This window comes from Lachnospiraceae bacterium oral taxon 500, from assembly GCA_002999035.1.
GTDB lineage: Bacteria > Bacillota > Clostridia > Lachnospirales > Vallitaleaceae > W11650.
This window is the reverse complement of the sequence record CP027241.1, coordinates 2,499,471-2,518,846: the sequence shown is the minus strand read 5'-3', so window position 1 is coordinate 2,518,846 and position 19,376 is coordinate 2,499,471. Positions and strand designations below refer to the sequence as shown.

The 19,376-nt window shown below is 47.6% G+C and carries 16 protein-coding genes and 1 tRNA gene; 16 read left to right on the top strand and 1 reads right to left on the bottom strand.

The features are described 5' to 3' along the window. The first annotated feature begins 99 nt into the window (after nucleotides 1–99). The 16 genes from C3V36_11535 (at nucleotide 100) to C3V36_11460 (ending at nucleotide 18,705) form a co-directional block, all read left to right on the top strand. Nucleotides 100–179, top strand: a tRNA-Leu gene (locus C3V36_11535). Nucleotides 180–384: 205 nt separating this feature from the next. Then, entirely contained in the window at nucleotides 385–1,125 is a 741-nt protein-coding gene (locus C3V36_11530; protein AVM69815.1) for a YebC/PmpR family DNA-binding transcriptional regulator, read from the top strand. 8 nt (nucleotides 1,126–1,133) lie between these two features. After that, nucleotides 1,134–3,092, top strand: coding sequence for a DNA ligase (NAD(+)) LigA (locus C3V36_11525; protein AVM69814.1), 1,959 nt, complete (start codon nucleotides 1,134–1,136; stop codon nucleotides 3,090–3,092). 22 nt (nucleotides 3,093–3,114) lie between these two features. Further along, nucleotides 3,115–4,038, top strand: a complete 924-nt coding sequence (locus C3V36_11520; protein AVM69813.1) for a homoserine O-succinyltransferase — start codon at nucleotides 3,115–3,117, stop codon at nucleotides 4,036–4,038. Between the two features lie 12 nt (nucleotides 4,039–4,050). Beyond that, on the top strand, nucleotides 4,051–4,482 hold the full coding sequence (locus tag C3V36_11515; protein ID AVM69812.1) for a hypothetical protein: 432 nt from the start codon (nucleotides 4,051–4,053) through the stop codon (nucleotides 4,480–4,482). 181 nt (nucleotides 4,483–4,663) lie between these two features. Next, nucleotides 4,664–5,797: a tRNA guanosine(34) transglycosylase Tgt gene (locus C3V36_11510; GenBank protein AVM69811.1), complete on the top strand. Its 1,134-nt coding sequence runs from the start codon at nucleotides 4,664–4,666 to the stop codon at nucleotides 5,795–5,797. A 28-nt stretch (nucleotides 5,798–5,825) separates the two neighbouring features. Beyond that, on the top strand, nucleotides 5,826–6,233 hold the full coding sequence (yajC, locus tag C3V36_11505; GenBank protein AVM69810.1) for a preprotein translocase subunit YajC: 408 nt from the start codon (nucleotides 5,826–5,828) through the stop codon (nucleotides 6,231–6,233). A gap of 116 nt (nucleotides 6,234–6,349) precedes the next feature. Then, nucleotides 6,350–7,429, top strand: a complete 1,080-nt coding sequence (gene asd, locus C3V36_11500) for an aspartate-semialdehyde dehydrogenase (GenBank protein AVM69809.1) — start codon at nucleotides 6,350–6,352, stop codon at nucleotides 7,427–7,429. 172 nt (nucleotides 7,430–7,601) lie between these two features. Then, entirely contained in the window at nucleotides 7,602–8,915 is a 1,314-nt protein-coding gene (locus C3V36_11495) for a hypothetical protein (protein AVM69808.1), read from the top strand. Between the two features lie 160 nt (nucleotides 8,916–9,075). Continuing rightward, entirely contained in the window at nucleotides 9,076–11,238 is a 2,163-nt protein-coding gene (locus C3V36_11490; protein ID AVM69807.1) for a protein translocase subunit SecDF, read from the top strand. Nucleotides 11,239–11,287: 49 nt separating this feature from the next. Beyond that, complete coding sequence (locus C3V36_11485; GenBank protein AVM69806.1) at nucleotides 11,288–12,301, top strand: methionine ABC transporter ATP-binding protein; 1,014 nt, start codon at nucleotides 11,288–11,290, stop codon at nucleotides 12,299–12,301. Further along, a complete protein-coding gene (locus C3V36_11480; protein AVM69805.1) occupies nucleotides 12,301–12,960 on the top strand; it encodes a methionine ABC transporter permease in 660 nt (219 codons plus the stop codon). The genes C3V36_11485 and C3V36_11480 overlap by 1 nt, the downstream gene beginning before the upstream one ends. A 192-nt stretch (nucleotides 12,961–13,152) precedes the next feature. Then, nucleotides 13,153–13,992, top strand: a complete 840-nt coding sequence (locus C3V36_11475; protein AVM69804.1) for a methionine ABC transporter substrate-binding protein — start codon at nucleotides 13,153–13,155, stop codon at nucleotides 13,990–13,992. Between the two features lie 235 nt (nucleotides 13,993–14,227). After that, nucleotides 14,228–14,824 carry a TetR/AcrR family transcriptional regulator gene (locus C3V36_11470; protein ID AVM69803.1) on the top strand — a complete coding sequence of 199 codons (597 nt, stop codon included), beginning with the start codon at nucleotides 14,228–14,230 and terminating at the stop codon, nucleotides 14,822–14,824. Between the two features lie 25 nt (nucleotides 14,825–14,849). Then, nucleotides 14,850–17,318 carry a phosphoenolpyruvate synthase gene (locus C3V36_11465; GenBank protein ID AVM69802.1) on the top strand — a complete coding sequence of 823 codons (2,469 nt, stop codon included), beginning with the start codon at nucleotides 14,850–14,852 and terminating at the stop codon, nucleotides 17,316–17,318. A gap of 1 nt (nucleotide 17,319) precedes the next feature. Then, nucleotides 17,320–18,705: an MATE family efflux transporter gene (locus tag C3V36_11460; protein AVM69801.1), complete on the top strand. Its 1,386-nt coding sequence runs from the start codon at nucleotides 17,320–17,322 to the stop codon at nucleotides 18,703–18,705. A gap of 3 nt (nucleotides 18,706–18,708) precedes the next feature. Here the strand turns inward: C3V36_11460 and C3V36_11455 are convergent, their stop codons facing one another. Continuing rightward, nucleotides 18,709–19,371: a DUF1275 domain-containing protein gene (locus tag C3V36_11455; protein ID AVM69800.1), complete on the bottom strand. Its 663-nt coding sequence runs from the start codon at nucleotides 19,369–19,371 to the stop codon at nucleotides 18,709–18,711. Nucleotides 19,372–19,376 lie beyond the last annotated feature (5 nt).

Below are 19,376 nucleotides of genomic sequence, written 5' to 3'. Positions count from 1 at the left end.
CTCAAAAAAAAGGGGAGAAAAATCCTGAAAAAAAATACTTGCATTTTAAAACAAGTTATGATATTATGTTCAAGTCAGCAAAAAAAGGGCTGACAATCAGCGGATATGGCGGAATTGGCAGACGCACTAGACTCAAAATCTAGCGGGAAACCATGTGGGTTCGACTCCCACTATCCGCATCCTAACGAAGTCCATGCAAATGGACTTTTTTAAATTCCTCTTCTCATTTGGTATTGAAGTTCATCTCTTGCTTCTTATCGGTTGCCGCCGGCCGGCATTTTCATAACTTTCCCCTTGTAGATTAACAGAATTCATGGTAAAATAAAAAGAAGTATGACTCGACGCAAGTGAAGTCAGAACAATGAAAATTAAAGGAGTAAAATTATGTCAGGACATAGTAAATTCGCGAACATTAAACACAAAAAGGCAAGAAACGACGCGCAAAAGGGTAAGATTTTTACCAAGCTCGGCCGGGAACTGGCAGTAGCGGTTAAGACCGGCGGCGGAGCTGACCCGTCCCTGAACCGGAAACTGGCGGACGTAATTGCCAAAGCCAAAGCCAGCAACATGCCGAATGATACGATTGACCGCTCGATTAAAAAAGCGGCCGGCGATAACGACGGAGCGAATTATGAGGCAATTGTTTATGAGGGCTACGGGCCGGAGGGCATCGCGGTGATTGTCGAGTGTCTGACCGACAACAAAAACCGGACGGCTGCCAATGTCCGCAGTGCTTTTACCAAAGGTAAGGGAAACCTCGGCACCAGCGGCAGCGTTACCTTTATGTTCGATAAAAAAGGACAGATTATTATTGAAAAAAGCTCCAAAGTCAGTGAAGATGAACTGATGATGTTGGCACTTGATTCGGGAGCAGAGGATTTTAGTGCGGCCGACGACGGCTATGAAATCATTACCGACCCGGAAACCTTCAGCGAAGTCAATGATGCTTTACTGGCAGCCGGTTATCAGCCGATCTCGGCTGAGGTAACGCAGCTTCCGCAGACAACGACCGATTTGACCGATGCTGACAGCATTAAGGCAATGAACCGGCTGCTGGATATGCTGGAAGACGACGACGATGTGCAGAACGTTTATCATAACTGGGGCAATCAGGACGAAGAATAGGATAGAAGATGAAAAATCGAATGAGGGATCTGATTGATTTGCTGAAAAACGCTAATGAAGCGTATTATGCCAAAAATCAGGAAATCATGAGCGATAAGCAGTATGACGAGCTGTATGATGAGCTGCTGGCTTTGGAAAAAAAATCGGGCATTGTCTATGCGGACAGCCCCACCCGGCAGGTCGGCTATCAGGCGGTGGCGTTTTTGCCGAAGGAAGAACATGACCGGCCGATGCTGTCCCTGGATAAAACCAAGAGTGTGGAAGACTTGGCGGCTTTTACCGATCAGGAATGTCTGCTTTCCTGGAAGCTGGACGGACTGACGGTGGTGCTGACCTATGAAGATGGTCGTTTAACCAAGGCTGTGACCAGAGGAAACGGGCTGGTTGGCGAGGTTGTGACCAATAATGCCAGAGTATTTGCGAATCTGCCGGATCAAATCCCGTTCCGGGGACGGCTGGTGCTGCGGGGCGAAGCCGTTATCCGCTATACTGATTTTGAGCGGATTAACGCCGACCTGCCGCCGGAAGTTCAGTATAAAAATCCGCGCAATTTATGCAGCGGTACGGTTCGCCAGCTTAATAACGAAATTACCGCCGGCCGCAAGGTTCATTTTTGTGCCTTTACCTTAGTGGAGGCCGCCGGTCGGGAGTTTGCCAAAAAATCAGAAGAACTTATTTTCTTACAGGATAACGGGTTTGAAGTGGTTTTCTTTAAAAAGGTGACGCCGGCGTCGATTCCGGAGACGGTTGCCTGGTTTGAGCGGGAAATTGCTAAAAATCCGTATACAACCGACGGTTTGGTGCTGACGATTGATGACATCCTTTATTCGCGCGGATTAGGAGAAACGTCCAAGTTTCCGCGGGACTCCATTGCTTTTAAATGGCAGGATGAGATTAGGGAAACACCTCTCGTTAAGGTGGAGTGGTCGGTGTCCCGTACCGGGCTGATTAATCCGATTGCGGTCTTTGAGCCGGTCGATTTGGAAGGAACGGTGGTGCGCCGAGCCTCTTTGCACAATATCAGTATTGTCGAAGAACTGGAGTTGGGCCTGGGGGATGTTTTAGCGGTCTATAAGGCCAATATGATTATTCCGCAGGTGGCGGATAATCTGACCAGAAGCGGCGGTCTGCCGCTGCCGGAGGCCTGTCCGGTCTGCGGACAAAAAGCGGAGCTTAGGGAAGTCAATGACATTAAGACCCTGCTGTGCGTTAATCCCGCTTGTCCGACCAAAAAACTGCGGGGGCTGGAGCATTTTGTCAGCCGTAATGCCATGAATATTGAAGGTTTGAGTGAAGCCACCCTGGAAAAGTTTATTCAAAAAGGCTTTTTGACGGATGCCGCTGATATTTTCAAATTGGCGGAACACAAAGCGGAAATTATCGGGCTGGAGGGCTTTGGCGAAAAATCCTATGCCAAGCTGGCAGCGGCAATTGAGAAGGCCAGAGCGCCGCAGCTGGGTAACTTTATTTATGCGCTGGGGATACCGAATGTCGGTCTTAGCAATGCCAAACTGCTGGCCAGAAGCTTTCGCAATGATTTAGATATCATCATGCACGCGGAGGCAGCGCAAATTGAGGCGGTGCCGGGTTTCGGGCCGGTGATTGCCCAGTCGGTGCAGGATTATTTTGCCGACAGCGAAAACCGGTGCTTGCTGGAAAAACTGCAAAGCCGGCTGCACTTGCCGGAAAGCAATCCGGCAGCGGAAGAGGAAACGGGAAATCCTTTTATTCAGGGGAAAACCTTTGTTATTACCGGCAGCCTTGAGCATTATGGCAATCGGGATGAATTGAAAGACTTTATTGAGCAAAGCGGCGGCAAGGTGACCGGTTCCGTTTCTGCCAAAACCGATTATTTAATCAATAATGACATCAGTTCGGCTTCTTCTAAAAATAAAAAAGCCAAGGAACTGAATATTCCCATCATTACCGAAGCAGAGTTTAGGGAAAAGTCAGGCCAAGCTGACTAAAATATAATTCCGGGAGGTTAGAATGCCGATTAAGATACCGAAAGGATTGCCGGCGGGAGAAATCCTGCAAAAGGAAAATATTTTCGTAATGGACGAAGAAAGGGCAATGACCCAGGATATTCGGCCTTTGCAAATTGCGGTCTTAAACCTGATGCCGCTCAAAGAGCAGACCGAAACCCAGCTTTTGCGGATGCTGTCCAATACGCCGCTGCAAATGGAAATTACCTTTTTAACGACTGCCAGCTATGTCGGCCGGAATACGGCCAAGGCTCATTTAAGTAATTTTTATAAAAACTTTGCCGAAGTTAAGGACAGTAAGTTTGACGGCATGATTATTACGGGCGCACCGGTTGAACTCTTAGAGTTTGAAGAAGTCGAGTACTGGCCGGAGCTGACAGAGATCATGGACTGGACGCAGAGCCATGTCACCTCGGTTTTTTATATTTGCTGGGGAGCGCAGGCGGCGCTTTATCATAAATACGGCATTAAGAAGTTTCCTTTGGAAAAAAAGCTGTCCGGTATTTTTGCACATCGGGTAGTTAAGGAATTTTGTCCGCTGACACGGGGCTTTGATCCGGAGTTTCTGGTGCCGCATTCCCGCTATACGACGGTTCATATTGAAGATATCGCTGCAGTCGGGGAACTGGAATTAGTGGCTGTCAGCAATGAGGCCGGGCCGTACTTGATTATGTCTAGGGATGGGCGCAATGTTTTTGCGACCGGTCATTCCGAATACGACGCACTGACTTTGAAGCAGGAATATGACCGGGACAGGGGCAAGGGATTGGCGATTGAATTGCCGAAAAATTATTTCCCTGAGGATAATCCTTATCTGACGCCCAAATCGGTGTGGAACTCGCATGCAAACCTGCTTTATTCGAATTGGCTGAATTACTATGTATATCAGCGGACGCCGTATGATATCAGTCAGGTCGGGAAAAATTAAAAGGAGAATGCAATGATAGGGATATGGATACTGGATTTTTATCTCCGGCTGAAGGCGAAAGCCGACTGGAAACAGCAGCCGCGACGGATCGGGCCGCTCAGGCTGGGGTATGTGGAAAATTACGGCGTGTATAAAGGGCTGCTTAAGAATCAGCCGAAGAAAGCGCTGAAATATCAGATGATTTTTGTGCTGTGCAGCGTTTTGTATACCATTTATATCATTGTCCGAAAAAAAACGGGGTTATATCAGATCGGCTGGCTTTTAACCAGTCTCGGCGGCATGGCTAATCTTTATGACCGGGCCTGGAACGGATTTGTCACGGATTATGCCAGCATTGGCGGCAAGCTTTACTTTAATATTGCTGATTTGCTGGTCTTTGCCGGCTGTGTGATGGTAGTTTTGGATGAAGTATTTAGTATGTCTGTGACCAAGCGGCGGGCTTAAAATAAATGGAAAATCTGATTTTCGGCGAATAAAAATGTTGGCGCATGTTGGATTATTTCACTGAAATCAGTAAGCGGATGAATTTGTTTTAATGCGCAGAGCAGTAAATGGTTCGTCTGCTGGCGGCACAGGAGCTTTTGCTGGAGATGGAACTTTATTGAATGAAAGAAAGCAGGCTAAGATGTATGAATTATTAAAAAGAGACGGCAGTGCCAAGCGAGGGCGCTTTCATACGCCGCATGGCGTGATTGAAACGCCGGTCTTTATGAATGTCGGTACGGCGGCAGCGATTAAAGGCGCAGTATCGGCTTTGGATTTGGAGGAAATCGGCTGCCAGGTGGAGCTGAGCAATACCTATCATTTACATTTGCGGCCGGGGGACGAAGTTGTTCACAAAATGGGCGGGCTGCATCGTTTTATGAATTGGCACCGGCCGATATTGACCGATTCCGGTGGTTTTCAGGTCTTTTCGCTGGTAGCACTCCGCAAGATCAAGGAAGAAGGTGTGCATTTTCGCTCGCATATCGACGGCCGCAAGATTTTTATGGGACCTGAGGAGAGTATGCGGATTCAGTCGAACTTAGCCTCAACGATTGCCATGGCCTTTGACGAATGTCCGCCGATTCCGGCTTCTAAGGAATATGTGACGGCTTCGGTTGCCCGCACCACCCGCTGGCTGGCCAGATGCCAGGCGGAAATGGCAGTGCTTAACCGGCAGGAGCGGACAATCAATCGGCGGCAGATGCTGTTTGGCATTAATCAGGGCGGTATTTATGCCGATATTCGGATTGAACACGCCAAAATAATCAGCCAGATGGAGCTGGACGGCTATGCGGTCGGCGGGTTGGCGGTGGGGGAAACCCATGCCGAAATGTATGAGATTCTGGAAAAGACGGTCCCCCATTTGCCGCTGGAGAAGCCGACTTATCTGATGGGGGTCGGGACGCCGGAAAATATTTTGGAGTCAGTGGAGCGGGGAATTGACTTTTTTGACTGTGTTTATCCCAGCCGCAACGGCCGGCACGGCCATGTTTATACCAATCAGGGACGGCGCAATTTATTCAATGCCTGCTATGAAACCGATGACCGGCCGATTGAGGAAGGCTGCGGCTGTCCGGCCTGCCGCAATCACTCGCGCGCCTATCTGCGCCATTTGCTGAAAGCCGGGGAAATGCTGGGAATGCGCTTGTGTGTCCTGCATAATCTGTATTTTTACAATCAAATGATGGCGGAAATTCGGACGGCAATCGAAGCCGGTGAATTTTTAACCTATAAAAAAAGAAAGCTGAGCAGCTTTCAGGAAGTACAAAAATAAAATTAACCAAACTTAGGAGGAAGTTAAAATGAATCAAATTTTTAGCTTAACCGCAGGCGCAGCACCGGCCGGCGGCATGATGGAACTGGTCATCGTTTGGGGCGGTATGCTTTTGGTCCTGTGGTTTTTTATGATTCGGCCGCAGCGGAAAAAACAAAAAGAAACCCAAATGATGCAAAATAATTTAAAAGTGGGCGACAGCGTGATGACCAGTTCCGGTCTTTACGGCAAGGTGGCTGATGTGGTTAACGATGTGGTGGTGGTTGAGTTCGGCAAGAACAAATCAGTTTTGATTCCGGTGCATAAAAGCGCTATTGCCGGAGTAACCGAACCGGATTTGACGATTCATAAAGACGAAGAACCGGAGGATAAGAAAGCCGGCAAAGCCGATAAAAAAGAAGAAAAAGCGGAAGAAACGGTAGAAAAAGAGTCCTAAAGAGGATGATTTTTGACTTTGCCGCGGAAAAACAGAGCATACACTGCCGTTTATGAAAAAATGTACGGCAGTGAAGGCAGGCGCGGAGAATAAGAAAAGCAAAGAGAGGTTATATCATGTCGGAAAAATTAAAAGTGGGAATTGTCGGCGCGACCGGGATGGTTGGCCAGCGCTTGATTACTTTGCTGGCACGGCATCCATGGTTTGAAATCAGTTGTTTGGCAGCCAGTGCCCGTTCGGCCGGGAAAAAATACGCCTCGGCAGTGGCAGGCAGATGGACGCAAAAAACGGTGCTGCCGGAGTTTGTCGGTCAGATGATCATCATAGATGCCGAGGATGTGGCAGCAATTAAAGAAAAAGTGGATTTTGTTTTTTGTGCTGTCAATATGGATAAGCAGGAAACCAAGGAGCTGGAATTAAAATACGCGCAGGCTGAAATCCCGGTAGTGTCCAATAATTCAGCTCACCGAATGACGGCTGATGTGCCGATGGTTATTCCGGAGATTAATCATCAGCATTTGCAGGTGATTGAGCAGCAAAGAAAGCGGCTGGGTACCAAAAAAGGATTTATTGCGGTTAAGCCGAATTGTTCGATTCAGTCCTATGTGCCGGTTTTGGCGGCGCTGTGGCAGTATGAACCGAAAGAAGTTTTTGTCAGTACCTATCAGGCGGTTTCCGGGGCGGGCAAAACCTTGGCCGGTTGGCCGGAAATGACCGATAATATTATTCCCTATATCGGCGGTGAGGAAGAAAAGTCGGAGCAGGAGCCGCTAAAGATCTTTGGCCGGGTTTCTGAAAACGGGATTGAAAACACGGATGCATTGACTATTTCGGCGCAATGCGTGCGGGTGCCGGTCGAAGACGGACATTTGGCTACATTTTCCGTCCGCTTTGGCCAAAAGCCGGGAAAAGAGGAAATCGTAAAAGCATTGGCTGAGTTTAAAGGACTGCCGCAGGAATTGGAGCTGCCGTCGGCGCCGAAACAGTTTATTCACTATTTTACTGAAAATGACCGGCCGCAGACACATTTGGACCGGGACCTGGAAAAAGGCATGGCGGTATCGGCCGGCCGGCTGCGGGAAGACAATATCTTTGATTACCGTTTTGTCGGCTTATCGCATAATACTTTACGCGGCGCAGCCGGTGGGGCGGTGCTGATTGCCGAGCTTTTGAAGGCGCAGGGATACTTGAAATAGCGAAAGCACAAAAAGGGTGAAAATTCGAGCGGGGCTTAGCGCAAAAGGATTTATCATCTTTTGACGTGCTGACAATATAAAGCCGGCGCAGGCTTTGGCAAAGGACCGCGCCGGTAAAATCGGAAGCAGTCTTGTATCATGGGCACAAAATTGAAACAAAGGAAAGGAAGTTATGAATAAGTTTTTGATCAAAGTAATGGCGCTGATCAGCGTTTTGGCGTTGTTTTCGGTGACAGCTTCGGCGGCCGGTGAGGAGGAATACGCCAATAAACTCAAACTTTTGGGCGTTTTTCGGGGAACCGAACAAGGCTTTGAGTTGGAGCGTCAGCCGACGAGATTAGAGGGCTTGGTGATAATGCTCCGGCTTTTGGGCGAGGAGCAGAATGCTTTGCGCTTTCAGCCGGAAACGGAGTTTTTCACCGATGTGCCGGAATGGGGCAAGCCCTATGTTTATTATGCCTATCAGCAGGGGATTACCAAGGGGGTGAGCGAGAGTACGTTTGCACCGGAGGTATCACTCCAGTCGTATGCATTTTTGACCTATATGCTGCGGGCGATGGGCTATCGAGACGGCATGGACGATTCGGCTGATTTTGTCTGGAATCAGCCGGAGCTGTTTGCCATGTCTAAAAACTTAGTCAATGAAAGCCAGTTGTCTAACTGGTCAATCAATCCTTTTTACCGGAAAGATGCGGTCAGAGTGGCTTATACTGCTTTAAACACCAAGACCGCCGGCGGCAAAATGCTGGCCGAAGAACTGATGGCCAAAGGAGTATTCAGCCGGGCGCAGGCGCTTTTAGCGGAACTGGCGCTGACAGATGCTCAGGCCGAGCCGAAATCGGCAGATCTGGCAGTCGAAAAATCAGTCAAAAAAGAAGATTATGCCGCTCTGCCGCTGACCCGGCAAAAACCATCTTCGCCGGCTGAAGTCAGCGAAGAGGTTAAACCGGAATTTCCGGATGAAAAGCCTTATTCTTTAGCCGGGCCGGCTACCGCGAGCAAGGAGCAGCTTTATTTGTGGGCCGCGCGTAAGGGCATGTCGGAGGAGGGCTTGGCGCTGATTGATATTTATTTTGAGGTTTGCCAGAGAAAAGGTTTAAATCCCGTGATTCAATACGCGCAGATGTGTCATGAAACCGGCTTTTTGTATCAGGTACCCAGTATGGCGGGCTTGGATACTTCTTTTCATAATCCCTGCGGTTTAAAGGTGACCGAGGGCGGAGACGGCTTTGTTGCCGGTTCGCATAAACGCTTTGCCGATTGGCGGGAAGGGATTGAGGCGCATACCGATCATACCGCGCTGTATGCCGGTCTGGCGGGTTATCCCAAAGCCGATACGCCTGATCCGAGACATTTTCCGTTTTTAAAAGGTACGGCGGTAATGCTTTCCGATTTAAGCGGTAAATGGGCACCGTCGTGGTATTATCACCGCAAAATTTATCAAATGCTGCAGGAAATTGAGGCGGTCGGTACAGCCGGAAAATAAATTCAGGATAAAACCGACGGCGCTTTCAGGAAAGTTTAGTTCAGTCAATTCCGCCTTCCGCTTGCGAAGCCAGATGGAGGGCGGAATTTTACTTGACTATCCGGGGAGCAGTGATTATAATGGAGTTTGAGATTTTTACCGACAGGAGGAAGAAAAAAGAATGAAAAAACAGAAAATGACCAAATTTTTAGTGGCGCTGCTGGTGCTGGCAATTGCCGTATACACGGCCGCCATGGGATTTGGCAGCAAGCAAATTGGCAGCATTAGGGATATCAAGCTGGGTCTTGATCTGGCCGGCGGTGTCAGTATTACTTATGAAACCGTCACTCCCAATCCCAGTAAGGAAGCAATCAGTGATACGATTTTTAAATTAGAGCGCAGAATCACCGACAGCGGCTACACTGAATACGAAGTGTATCGCGAAGGTGAAAATCGGATCAATGTCGATATTCCCAATGTCAACGATCCGGAAAAGATTTTGCAGGAGTTGGGAACGCCGGGTAGTTTGGCTTTTGCCGATGAAACCGGTAAGGTGATTTTGACCGGAGCAGACATCAAAAATGCGCAGCCGCAAAAATCAACCCAAAGTGTCAGCGGCTCTTATGAGATTGCTTTGGAAATGACGGATGAAGGCGCTAAGAAGTTTGAGGAAGCAACCGCCGCCAATATCGGTAAGGTTATTCATATTCTGTATAATAATCAGGTTTTGCTTTCCCCGACTGTGCAGCAAAGAATATCCGGCGGCCGGGCAGTTATTACCAATATGGAGAATCATGATGTCGCTAACCGGATGGCATCTTTTATTCGAATCGGTGCGCTGCCTCTGGAATTGCAGGAGTTGCGTTCCAATATCGTCGGTGCCAAAATGGGACAGGACGTGATTGCAACTTCCTTAAAAGCAGGCGCAATCGGTATTGCTTTAATTTTCCTGTTTATGATTATTTTTTACGGCGTGCCGGGTTTGGCAGCATCAGTGGCTTTGGTCTTTTATTCGGCACTGGTGATTGTGATTTTGAGCTTGGGTAATATTACCTTAACTTTGGGCGGAATCGCCGGTATGATTCTATCGGTTGGTATGGCGGTAGATGCCAATGTTATCATTTTTGCCCGGATCCGGGAAGAATTGCGGGAAGGCAAGAATATTCAGGCGGCGTTAAAGGCCGGCTTTAACAAAGCGCTGTCGTCAATTGTGGACGGCAATATCACTACTTTGATTGCAGCAGCCGTGCTGTATGTCATGGGCACCGGAACGATTCGCGGCTTTGCCGTTACGCTGGCACTTGGTATCATTGTGTCGATGTTTACTTCGTTAGTTGTTACCAGAGCTTTGCTGGACGGCCTGGTAGCTTTGGGCTGGAAGCCGAAAGCCAGAAGCGAAGAGGAGCAAAAACCGCGGAAGATATATCATTTTGTGGAAACCAGAGTCAGATTTTTTGCTTTATCGATTGTGCTGATTGTTTTAGGCTTTGTGTTCCTGCCTGTCAACAGCAGCAGCAAGGGCGAAGCGCTCAATTATGATATTGAGTTTGCCGGCGGTACTTCAACCGTTGTGTCGGTTGACAAGAGCTATCAGTCGATTGACGAGCTTCAGGCCGATGTTCTGCCGCTGATTCAGGAGGCAACCGGCGAAACTTCGGCGCAGTTAAATACGGTTAAGGGATTGGACGGCAAATCGCAGTTCATTATTAAGACCAGAACACTGACCGGGGAACAAAGACAAAAGCTGAATGAGGCATTGATCGCCAAGTATGGTATTACCGAGCAGGAGATTCAGTCGTCAACCATCGGTGCCACCATCGGCGGGGAAATGCGCCGGAACGCGGTTCTGTCGGTGTTGGTCGCATCGGTGCTGATGTTGATTTATATTTGGTTCCGGTTTAAGGATATTACCTTTGGTGTGGCTGCGATTATTGCACTGCTGCATGATGTTTTCGTAGTCTTTATGGTCTATTCGGTTCTGTTTGTGCCGATTAACAATTCCTTTGTGGCGGCAATGCTGACGATTGTCGGTTATTCGATCAATGATACGATTGTTATTTTTGACCGGATCAGAGAAAACCAGAAGAAGATGGAACACCGCAACTACAAGGCGATGATTAACGCCAGTGTCAGCCAAACAGTCAGCCGGTCGATCAATACTTCGCTGACAACGCTGATTATGGTATTGGCCTTGCATGTTATGGGCAATGCTTCTGTGCAGGCGCTGACGCTGCCGCTGTTAGTCGGTATCATTTCCGGTACCTATTCGTCGATTTTTGTAGCCAGCCCGCTGTGGTATCTGCTTAAAGGCCGGCATAAGATTGAGGCTGAGACAGGAGAATAAGCCCTCACGGGAATCTGCCGAATAAAGACGGCAGGAAAGAGAGGAAAAGATGATTCGGATTGAAGGCTTGACCAAGACCTTCGGCAATGGTGCCGGGGAGGTGCATGCTCTTTCGGATGTAAACTTAACAATTGAACAAGGCGATATTTTCGGCGTGATCGGGCTTTCCGGCGCCGGAAAATCGACCTTGGTTCGCTGCATCAACCGTTTGGAAGAGCCGACCAGCGGCGAGATTTATATTGACGAGGTCGGCATGACTACTTTGAGTGAGTCCCAGCTGCGGGAAAAACGCAAGGAAATCGGCATGATTTTTCAGCATTTTAATTTGCTGATGAACTCGACGGTGGAAGAAAATATAGCCTTCCCGTTGCGGCTGGCAGGCTATCCCAAGGATAAAATCAGCCGCCGGGTCGAGGAACTTTTGCAGGTCGTTGGCCTGACTGAGAAAAAGAAAGCCTATCCGGCGACTTTATCGGGCGGGCAAAAGCAAAGGGTCGGCATTGCCAGAGCCTTGGCTAATGCGCCTAAGATCCTTTTATCAGACGAGGCGACATCAGCTTTGGATCCGCTGACGACCGAGGCAATTTTGCAGCTTTTGAAGGAAATCAACCAAAAATATGGGATTACGATTGTAGTGATTACCCATGAAATGGACGTGATTAAGAAAATCTGTAATAAGGTGGCCGTCATGGAACAGGGAACGCCGGCGGAAGTCGGCCTGGTGCTGGATGTTTTCAGCAACCCGCAGTCGCAGACAGCCAGAAACTTTCTGGAAAACGAGTTGTTTCATTTATCGGAAAAAGTACAGGCCGAGGTCAAAGAGCATACCCGAACCGAGTCGGTGCTTAAGATTTCTTTCTGCGGCGATACGGCGGACGAGCCGATTTTATCCAATATGATTAAGAATTATCCGGTTGATGTGTCAATCTTAGCCGGAAATATTGAGGAAATCCAAGGGGTTAATTTGGGTTATTTGGTCGTTAAGATTCAGGGCAGTCAGCCGGATTTGGAGCGGGTCTATCAGTACTTAAACTCCAAGGATTTGCGCTGGGAGGTACTGTAATGAATGAAACCTTAAATAGCCTGATTATACCGGGCTTTATGGAAACGTTGTATATGGTTTTTTTCTCGACTGTGTTCGCGGTGCTTTTGGGCCTGCCGATTGGCGTGCTGCTCCTGATTACCGAGGAAAATCATATTTTACCGATGAAGAGCCTGAATCTGGTGCTGTCGTCACTGGTAAATATTTTCCGATCCCTGCCGTTTATTATTTTAATTATCATTTTGTTCCCGCTTTCCCGGCTGATTGTGGATACGGCGATTGGCTCAACGGCGGCGATTGTGCCTTTATCGATTGCGGCGGCGCCCTTTGTCGCCCGGGTGGCGGAATCGGCGCTGCGGGAAGTACCGTGGGGCATGATTGAAGCCGCTAAGTCGATGGGGGCGAATAATTGGCAGATTATTTGGCGGGTGCTTTTGCCGGAATCGGTATCAGCCTTGGTTTTGGGGCTGACGCTGACAGTGATTAACATTTTGGGCTATACCGCCATGGCCGGCGCGGTCGGAGCGGGTGGTATCGGCGACGTGGCGATTCGTTACGGCTATCAGCGCTTCCGGGACGATGTGCTGTGGATTACGGTAATTGTTTTGATTTTGATGGTTCAGGCCATTCAGAGCTTGGGCAATTTCATTGCCGGCAAGTTAGATAAGCGGAAGGGCTGAAAAACCGGTAAAATATACAAGAGATTTTGTCGATTTTGTATAAATTGATGAAATATACCGATTGTCAATTCATAGAAAAAAAGATATAATGTTGTGCAATAAAGAGAAAGCGCAGCATAAGACGAGAGAAATGCGGCTTTGCCTGTTATTTCTCTTTTTTATTGATAATAGTTTTTAACAGGAGGGAATTTTATGAAAAGAAGTGTTGCAGCATTAGGAATAGCGTTGTTTTTGGCTTTTTCGCTGGCGGCATGCCAAAAGCAGACAGCGACGGATGATACTTATAATCAGGGACAGACGGCGACGACGGAAAAGGTCACGCTGAAGGTTGGTGTTTCACCGGTTCCGCATGCCGAGATCATGAACCTGATTAAGCCGGTTTTGGAGGCGGAAGGTGTTAATCTGGAAATTCAGGAGTTTACCGATTATGTTCTGCCGAATGTTTCCTTAAATGACAAAAAGCTGGATGCTAACTTCTTCCAACATTTGCCGTATTTGGAAAAGTTTAACGCTGAAAACAAGATGGATTTGGTGTCGGTTGCCAAGATTCACATTGAGCCGATGGGCGCGTATTCTCAAAAGATTAAGTCCAAGGATGAAATCGCTGACGGCGCAACCGTTGCGATTCCGAATGATTCGACCAATGAGGGCAGAGCGTTGCTTTTGCTTCAGGCCGAGGGTTTGATTAAGTTAAAGGATGAAAACGGCTTGACCCAAACGCCGAAGGACATTGTTGAGAATCCGAAAAACTTAAAGTTTCAGGAGCTGGAAGCCGCTTCCCTGCCGCGGGTGCTGGTAGATGTCGACTTTGCCGTTATCAATACCAATTACGCTTTGGAAGCGAAACTGAACCCGACCAAGGACGCGTTGTTTATTGAGGGCGACCAGTCGGCTTATGCCAATATTTTAGTTACCCGTCAGGATAACAAGGACAGCGAAGGCATTCAAAAGCTGGTCAAAGCACTGCAAAGCGAAGAAGTGAAAAAGTTCCTGGAAGAAAAGTACCAGGGCGCGGTGGTTCCGGCGTTCTAAGCCCTAACCGAAATTTTTAAAAGAAGCCTGAATTAAAAACTCAACTTTCCCCTGTCAAAGCGCTGCCCGCGGGATGACCGCCAAAGCAGCTTGGCGACAGGGGAAATGGAGAAGGCTTCTTTTTTTATGGTCAAGCAATGAATAAGTAGAAAAATATTCATTGACAGCGAGAGAAAAATTTGTTACACTATCAATGAATATAATATAAAAAATTCATAGGATGAGAGGAAATTTTATGGCTAAGGCTTTTACTGAGGAAGAACGGAGCAGAATCAAAGAAAAAATAATGGAAGCGGCGCTGGATTTATTTCATGATAAAGGCACAAAAGCATTAAATATCAGCGAACTGACCAGGAGAGCGGGCATTGCTCAGGGCAGTTTTTATAGTTTTTGGCAAGACAAGGAAGCTTTGATCATTGATCTCATTGCCTATCGCGCGACCCAAAAATTACATCAGATTGAACAGGAATTTTCCAATTCTCTGACCGATCCAGTCATATTTTTAACGGATGTGATTTACCATTATTCGATTGACCTGATGCTGAAAGCCAAAGCTCAGCCGGTTTATCGGGAGGCATTTCGGATATTGGCGGAAAAGGGGAAAGACGAAGCAAATAAAATGGAGTGTCTTTATAGCCCGTTTTTGGATAAACTGATAAATTATTGGCGGGAAAACGCTGTCGTCCGGAGGACAGAGCGGCAAGGTTTAGCCAATGCTTTCATCGGCAGCTTTGTATTATGCTCAAATTGGTATCATTTCAGCGAAGATTACTTTAATGAAGTCCTGCGGATTTATATATTTCAAATAGTAAATAAGTATATAGAAATATAGGATTGAGGTTTGAAGGAGTAAAAGGATGATACTGGATTTAAAGGATATAAAAAAAGAAGATGTTTTGACGGCAGGCGGCAAGGGAGCGAATCTGGGAGAAATGATTTCCGCCGGCATCAATGTGCCGGCCGGATTTGTGATTACGGCGGAGGCTTATCGGGAATTTATCAGGCAAAACAAGATAGCGGAAATGATTTCTACCGGAGCGCAGGAAGCGGGAGCGGACGAGGATAAATTACTGGCGCTGGCGGCTGATATCAGGGCAAAAATAAAAAGCGGCGGCTTTCCGGTTGAAACAGAAAAAGAAATCAGGAAAAAATATGCCAGCTTAGGAGTAAATGTCAGGGTGGCTGTCCGTTCTTCGGCAACGGCGGAAGACTTACCGGAGGCCAGTTTTGCCGGGCAGCAGGAAACTTATTTAAATGTCAGAGGGATAGAAGATGTGCTGGCACAAATCCGCCATTGCTATGCCTCGCTGTGGGGGGACAGAGCGGTCAGCTATCGCTTTCATCAGGGCTATGCTCAGGCGGCGGTTGCCATTGCGGTAGTGATTCAGGAAATGGTCGAGAGTGAAAAAGCGGGAGTACTATTTACTATTAATCCGGTCAGCCAAAACACAAACGAAATGCAGATTAATGCCAGTTACGGCTTGGGTGAAAGTGTGGTCAGCGGTCAGGTAACGGCTGACAGTTATATTATCAGTAAATTGGGAAAACTGCTTGACATCAGGATTGGCAGCAAGGCCAGCCAAATCGTGTATGCTCCTAGCGGCGTAAGAACGGAAGCGGTCAGCGCTGCCAAAAGCAAAGAAAGGGTGCTAAATGAGGATGAGATTGACAGACTGGTCAAGATCGGACTGGAGATAGAACAGCATTATGGCAGGCCGATGGATATTGAATGGGCGATGAAAGAGAATGAAGTTTATATTTTGCAGGCCAGAGCCGTTACTGCTTTAAAAACTGATGATCAGGAGAAAATTGTTCAGAAATATATCAAAGGAATAAAATTAACAGGAAGCATGAAAAAAATCATGGCATTTCAGTTGGAAAAAATGCCGTTTGCATACAGAGCATTGGATTTTGACTATATTATAGCAATCAATGAGCAAAAGGCCAGGATATTTGCCGAGGGCGGTATTATTCTGGACAGCAGTCCGAAAATGGACGCGGACGGAATCCAAACCTTTTCGGACAGAAAAACAGGGGTCAATCGGAAGATTTTTCATATTTTTAAATTGCTGAAAATGTTTAAGAATCTTGAATATTGCTGTCAGGTCTGTACGGAATTTATGGCTCGATATGAGCGGGAAATAGAGGCAATCAAGTCTTTGCGCTTTGAAAGTATGGAATTATCGGAGTGCCAAGTATTTATGGAACATAGCTATGCTTTAATCCAAAGCCTGGCTTATGATCGGTTTAAATATGCGCTGTTTCCGGCGGGGCTGGCCAGCCGCCGATTTACCAAAATAATCAAGCGGGTCGATAAAAATTATTCCGCCTTTGATTTTTATTGGGGATTGAACAATAAAACGGCGGTGGTGGCGAAGGATATTTCAGCTATGGCGGAGAAGTTCAAAACTGACAGTACTTTAAAAGATGCCATCCTATCCGGCGCGAAGTTTGATGGGTTATGGGAAAGCTTTCCGGAATTTAAGCGCCTGACCGATGATTTTCTTAAAAAGAATGGCTTTAAATCGGATTATAATTGTTATTGTCTGGAAGCCAAAACCTTTAGGGAGGATCCGGACAGAATCGTAAATATTATCAGGCCGATTTTAGAAACAGAGGAACCTGCTGCCGGCAAGGCAGAAAACAGGGATTATGCCGAGCTGATGGAGAAACTGAAGCATATTTATGGCAACCAGTACCCGGCACTGGAAAAGAATATAAACTTTTTCCGCTATTTTCATGTGGTTCGGGAGGAAAGTCAGTACTTGTGGGAAACCGTATTTTATTATGTCAGGCAGTGCGTCAGAAGGATCAATCAGCTATTACTCGGCAGCGAAGATTACCGGCATGGAGTGGCCAATCTTTTTCATCGGGAATTAATGCCCAGTCTGGAAGCCGGATATTTAAATGCGGACTGCCAGGAAATAATCCGCCGGCGGGATGAAAAGTCTGCCCTAGCGGCCAAGGTTTGGGAAGCCTCCAAGCTCTTGGTTTTTGACAGGAACGGCCCTGTGCTGAAAGGCGTAAGCGGCAGCGGCGGCAGTGCTGTGGGCAAAGCCTGTGTCATCCGCGGCCCGAAAGAGTTTTATAAAATGAAAAAAGGAGATATTCTGGTTTGCCATCTGACGGATCCAGAGTGGACGCCACTATTTAAGCTGGCCGGTGCGGTGGTGGCCGATACCGGTTCGGCTTTAAGTCACGCGGCTATCGTGGCCAGAGAATATAATATCCCGGCGGTTTTGGGCGTTGGTTTTGCCACGGCCAGATTTAAGGACGGCGACAGGATATGGGTGGACGGAGAAAAAGGTGAGGTCAGGGGGGAATGAAATGAATGCTAAAGAAGCAAGGCGCCGGAAAATTTTAACAGAGCCGCTGATGCCGCTGCTTATCAAAACTTCCGTGCCGACGATTATCGGCATGTTAGTCAGCGTCATTTATAATCTGACGGATACATTTTTTGTCGGGCTTTTAAATAATCGCTCCATGACGGCGGCTGTTGGCGTTGTTTTTAGCTTGGTCAGCCTTATCCAGGCAATTGGTTTTTGGTATGGCTATGGCAGTGGTAATGTTATGGCCAAACGAATCGGGGAGAAAAATTATAAAGAAGCGGAAATCGTTTCGGCGGTCGGAATCGGGCTGGCGGCTGTCAGCGGGCTGGTGATCATGATTTTTGCTCAGGTTTTTATTGTGCCGCTGGCTGGGCTGATTGGCGGAAATGCCTCGGAAAATGTATTGACCTATACCAGCCAATATTTAAGGCTGATTATCATCAGTATTCCGTTTAGTTTATACGGCATCACGCTTTATAATCAGCTGCGGCTGTGCGGAAATGTCAAAGACGGGATGCTGGGTTTGCTGGCCGGGATGCTGAGTAATATGGCGCTCGACCCGATTTTGATGTTTGGTTTGGGCATGGGTTTTTTAGGAGCCGGCTATGCGACACTGGCCGGACAGGTGATCGGCTGTATGGTTTTGACTTGGCTGGCTGAAAAAAACGGAAACATTCCGGTTCGGCCGGGAAAAGCGAAGTACAAGCGAGAGCTGATTTATCATATTCTGGCTGGCGGAATGCCTAATTTTTCCAGGCAGGCAATTACCAGCGCGGCACTGGTGCTGCTCAACGCCATAGCGGCGCAGTACGGAGAAAGTATGATAGCGGCTTTAACCGTCAGCGCCAAAGCGGCGGCTTTAGCTTATATGATTATGATTGGCTGGGGGCAGGGCTTTCAGCCGATCTGCGCTATGAATTACGGAGCCGGGCAGTATGATCGGGTAAAAAAGGCGTTTCAGCTGACGGTTTGGTCGGGCACGGTTTTTTTAATTCTGGCTTCGGCAGTTTTGTATGTTTTTGCCGGGCGATTTATTCAAATGCTGTCAAAGGATTCGGAGGTAGTGTTTATCGGGATTCGGATTCTCCGGTTGCAATGCCTGACCATGCCGCTTTTGGGATTTTTGGCGGTCAGCAGTATGTTTATGCAAAATACCGGCCAATATTTTTGGGCATTGCTAATCTCGTCCTCCCGGCAGGGGATATTTTATATTCCGCTTTTATATCTTTTGCCGGCACTGTATGGGCAGTTAGGCATTTGCCTGATTCAGCCGGTTTCGGATTTTTTATCATTTATTTTGGCAGTGGCGGTAGTTGGCAGGAGATATGCAAAAATATTTGAGCAAGGTTCTTTGCTCAGCGGACAGTCCGGCAGGGCAGAGTGAGTTTTACTTGACCCCGAATAAATGTCCGCGCCGGGCGATAAAATAAATCAGCCCGCCTAAGATATAAAGACCGGCAATCAGCGGCACCAGTCCGGCCGGAAAATGCCGGCCAAAGGCGGAGGCGGCCAGGCCGCCCAGCAGAAAGAAGACGATTTGTGACAAATTAAAAAACAGTTTCGGTAGATCCTCCATATAGCCGGCTAAAATCCGGCCGAGAGCAAAGCCGCTGTCGGTCAGATATCCGGTCAGATGCGTGCTGCGCGCCAAAAAGGATTTGATATAAATAAACATTGCGTTTTGGGCGCCGGATAAGAAAGCGATGGCATAAAGTACCATATTGCCCGGCTGAAGATAATAAACGGCCAACAAAAGAATGCCTAAAAAGATTAACAGAATGCCGTAGCGCTTTTTGGGCGTCATCGTCTGCGAATGAAACAAAAGGCCACACAGAACAGAACCGGCAAAAAAGCAAAGAACAATGAAAAAGAGCACTCCAAGTTCCGTCCAGTTCCCCTTTTCCAGTGCTATGGCAATCCGGCTGATATTGCCGGTATGGTGAGTGGCGGAATGACTGAAAAGAAACAGACAGCCAATATTAGCAAAGCCGCTGGTAAAAGTCAGCAGCCAGTTCCACCAGTTGGCAAACGAAAAAATCAAATCTTTCATAGATT

Bases quoted from the DNA above. Each gene is read 5' to 3' on its own strand.
- C3V36_11530 (AVM69815.1), top strand. From the start codon at position 385: ATGTCAGGACATAGTAAATTCGCGAACATTAAACACAAAAAGGCAAGA.
- C3V36_11525 (AVM69814.1), top strand. From the start codon at position 1,134: ATGAAAAATCGAATGAGGGATCTGATTGATTTGCTGAAAAACGCTAAT.
- C3V36_11520 (AVM69813.1), top strand. From the start codon at position 3,115: ATGCCGATTAAGATACCGAAAGGATTGCCGGCGGGAGAAATCCTGCAA.
- C3V36_11515 (AVM69812.1), top strand. From the start codon at position 4,051: ATGATAGGGATATGGATACTGGATTTTTATCTCCGGCTGAAGGCGAAA.
- C3V36_11510 (AVM69811.1), top strand. From the start codon at position 4,664: ATGTATGAATTATTAAAAAGAGACGGCAGTGCCAAGCGAGGGCGCTTT.
- yajC (AVM69810.1), top strand. From the start codon at position 5,826: ATGAATCAAATTTTTAGCTTAACCGCAGGCGCAGCACCGGCCGGCGGC.
- asd (AVM69809.1), top strand. From the start codon at position 6,350: ATGTCGGAAAAATTAAAAGTGGGAATTGTCGGCGCGACCGGGATGGTT.
- C3V36_11495 (AVM69808.1), top strand. From the start codon at position 7,602: ATGAATAAGTTTTTGATCAAAGTAATGGCGCTGATCAGCGTTTTGGCG.
- C3V36_11490 (AVM69807.1), top strand. From the start codon at position 9,076: ATGAAAAAACAGAAAATGACCAAATTTTTAGTGGCGCTGCTGGTGCTG.
- C3V36_11485 (AVM69806.1), top strand. From the start codon at position 11,288: ATGATTCGGATTGAAGGCTTGACCAAGACCTTCGGCAATGGTGCCGGG.
- C3V36_11480 (AVM69805.1), top strand. From the start codon at position 12,301: ATGAATGAAACCTTAAATAGCCTGATTATACCGGGCTTTATGGAAACG.
- C3V36_11475 (AVM69804.1), top strand. From the start codon at position 13,153: ATGAAAAGAAGTGTTGCAGCATTAGGAATAGCGTTGTTTTTGGCTTTT.
- C3V36_11470 (AVM69803.1), top strand. From the start codon at position 14,228: ATGGCTAAGGCTTTTACTGAGGAAGAACGGAGCAGAATCAAAGAAAAA.
- C3V36_11465 (AVM69802.1), top strand. From the start codon at position 14,850: ATGATACTGGATTTAAAGGATATAAAAAAAGAAGATGTTTTGACGGCA.
- C3V36_11460 (AVM69801.1), top strand. From the start codon at position 17,320: ATGAATGCTAAAGAAGCAAGGCGCCGGAAAATTTTAACAGAGCCGCTG.
- C3V36_11455 (AVM69800.1), bottom strand. From the start codon at position 19,371: ATGAAAGATTTGATTTTTTCGTTTGCCAACTGGTGGAACTGGCTGCTG.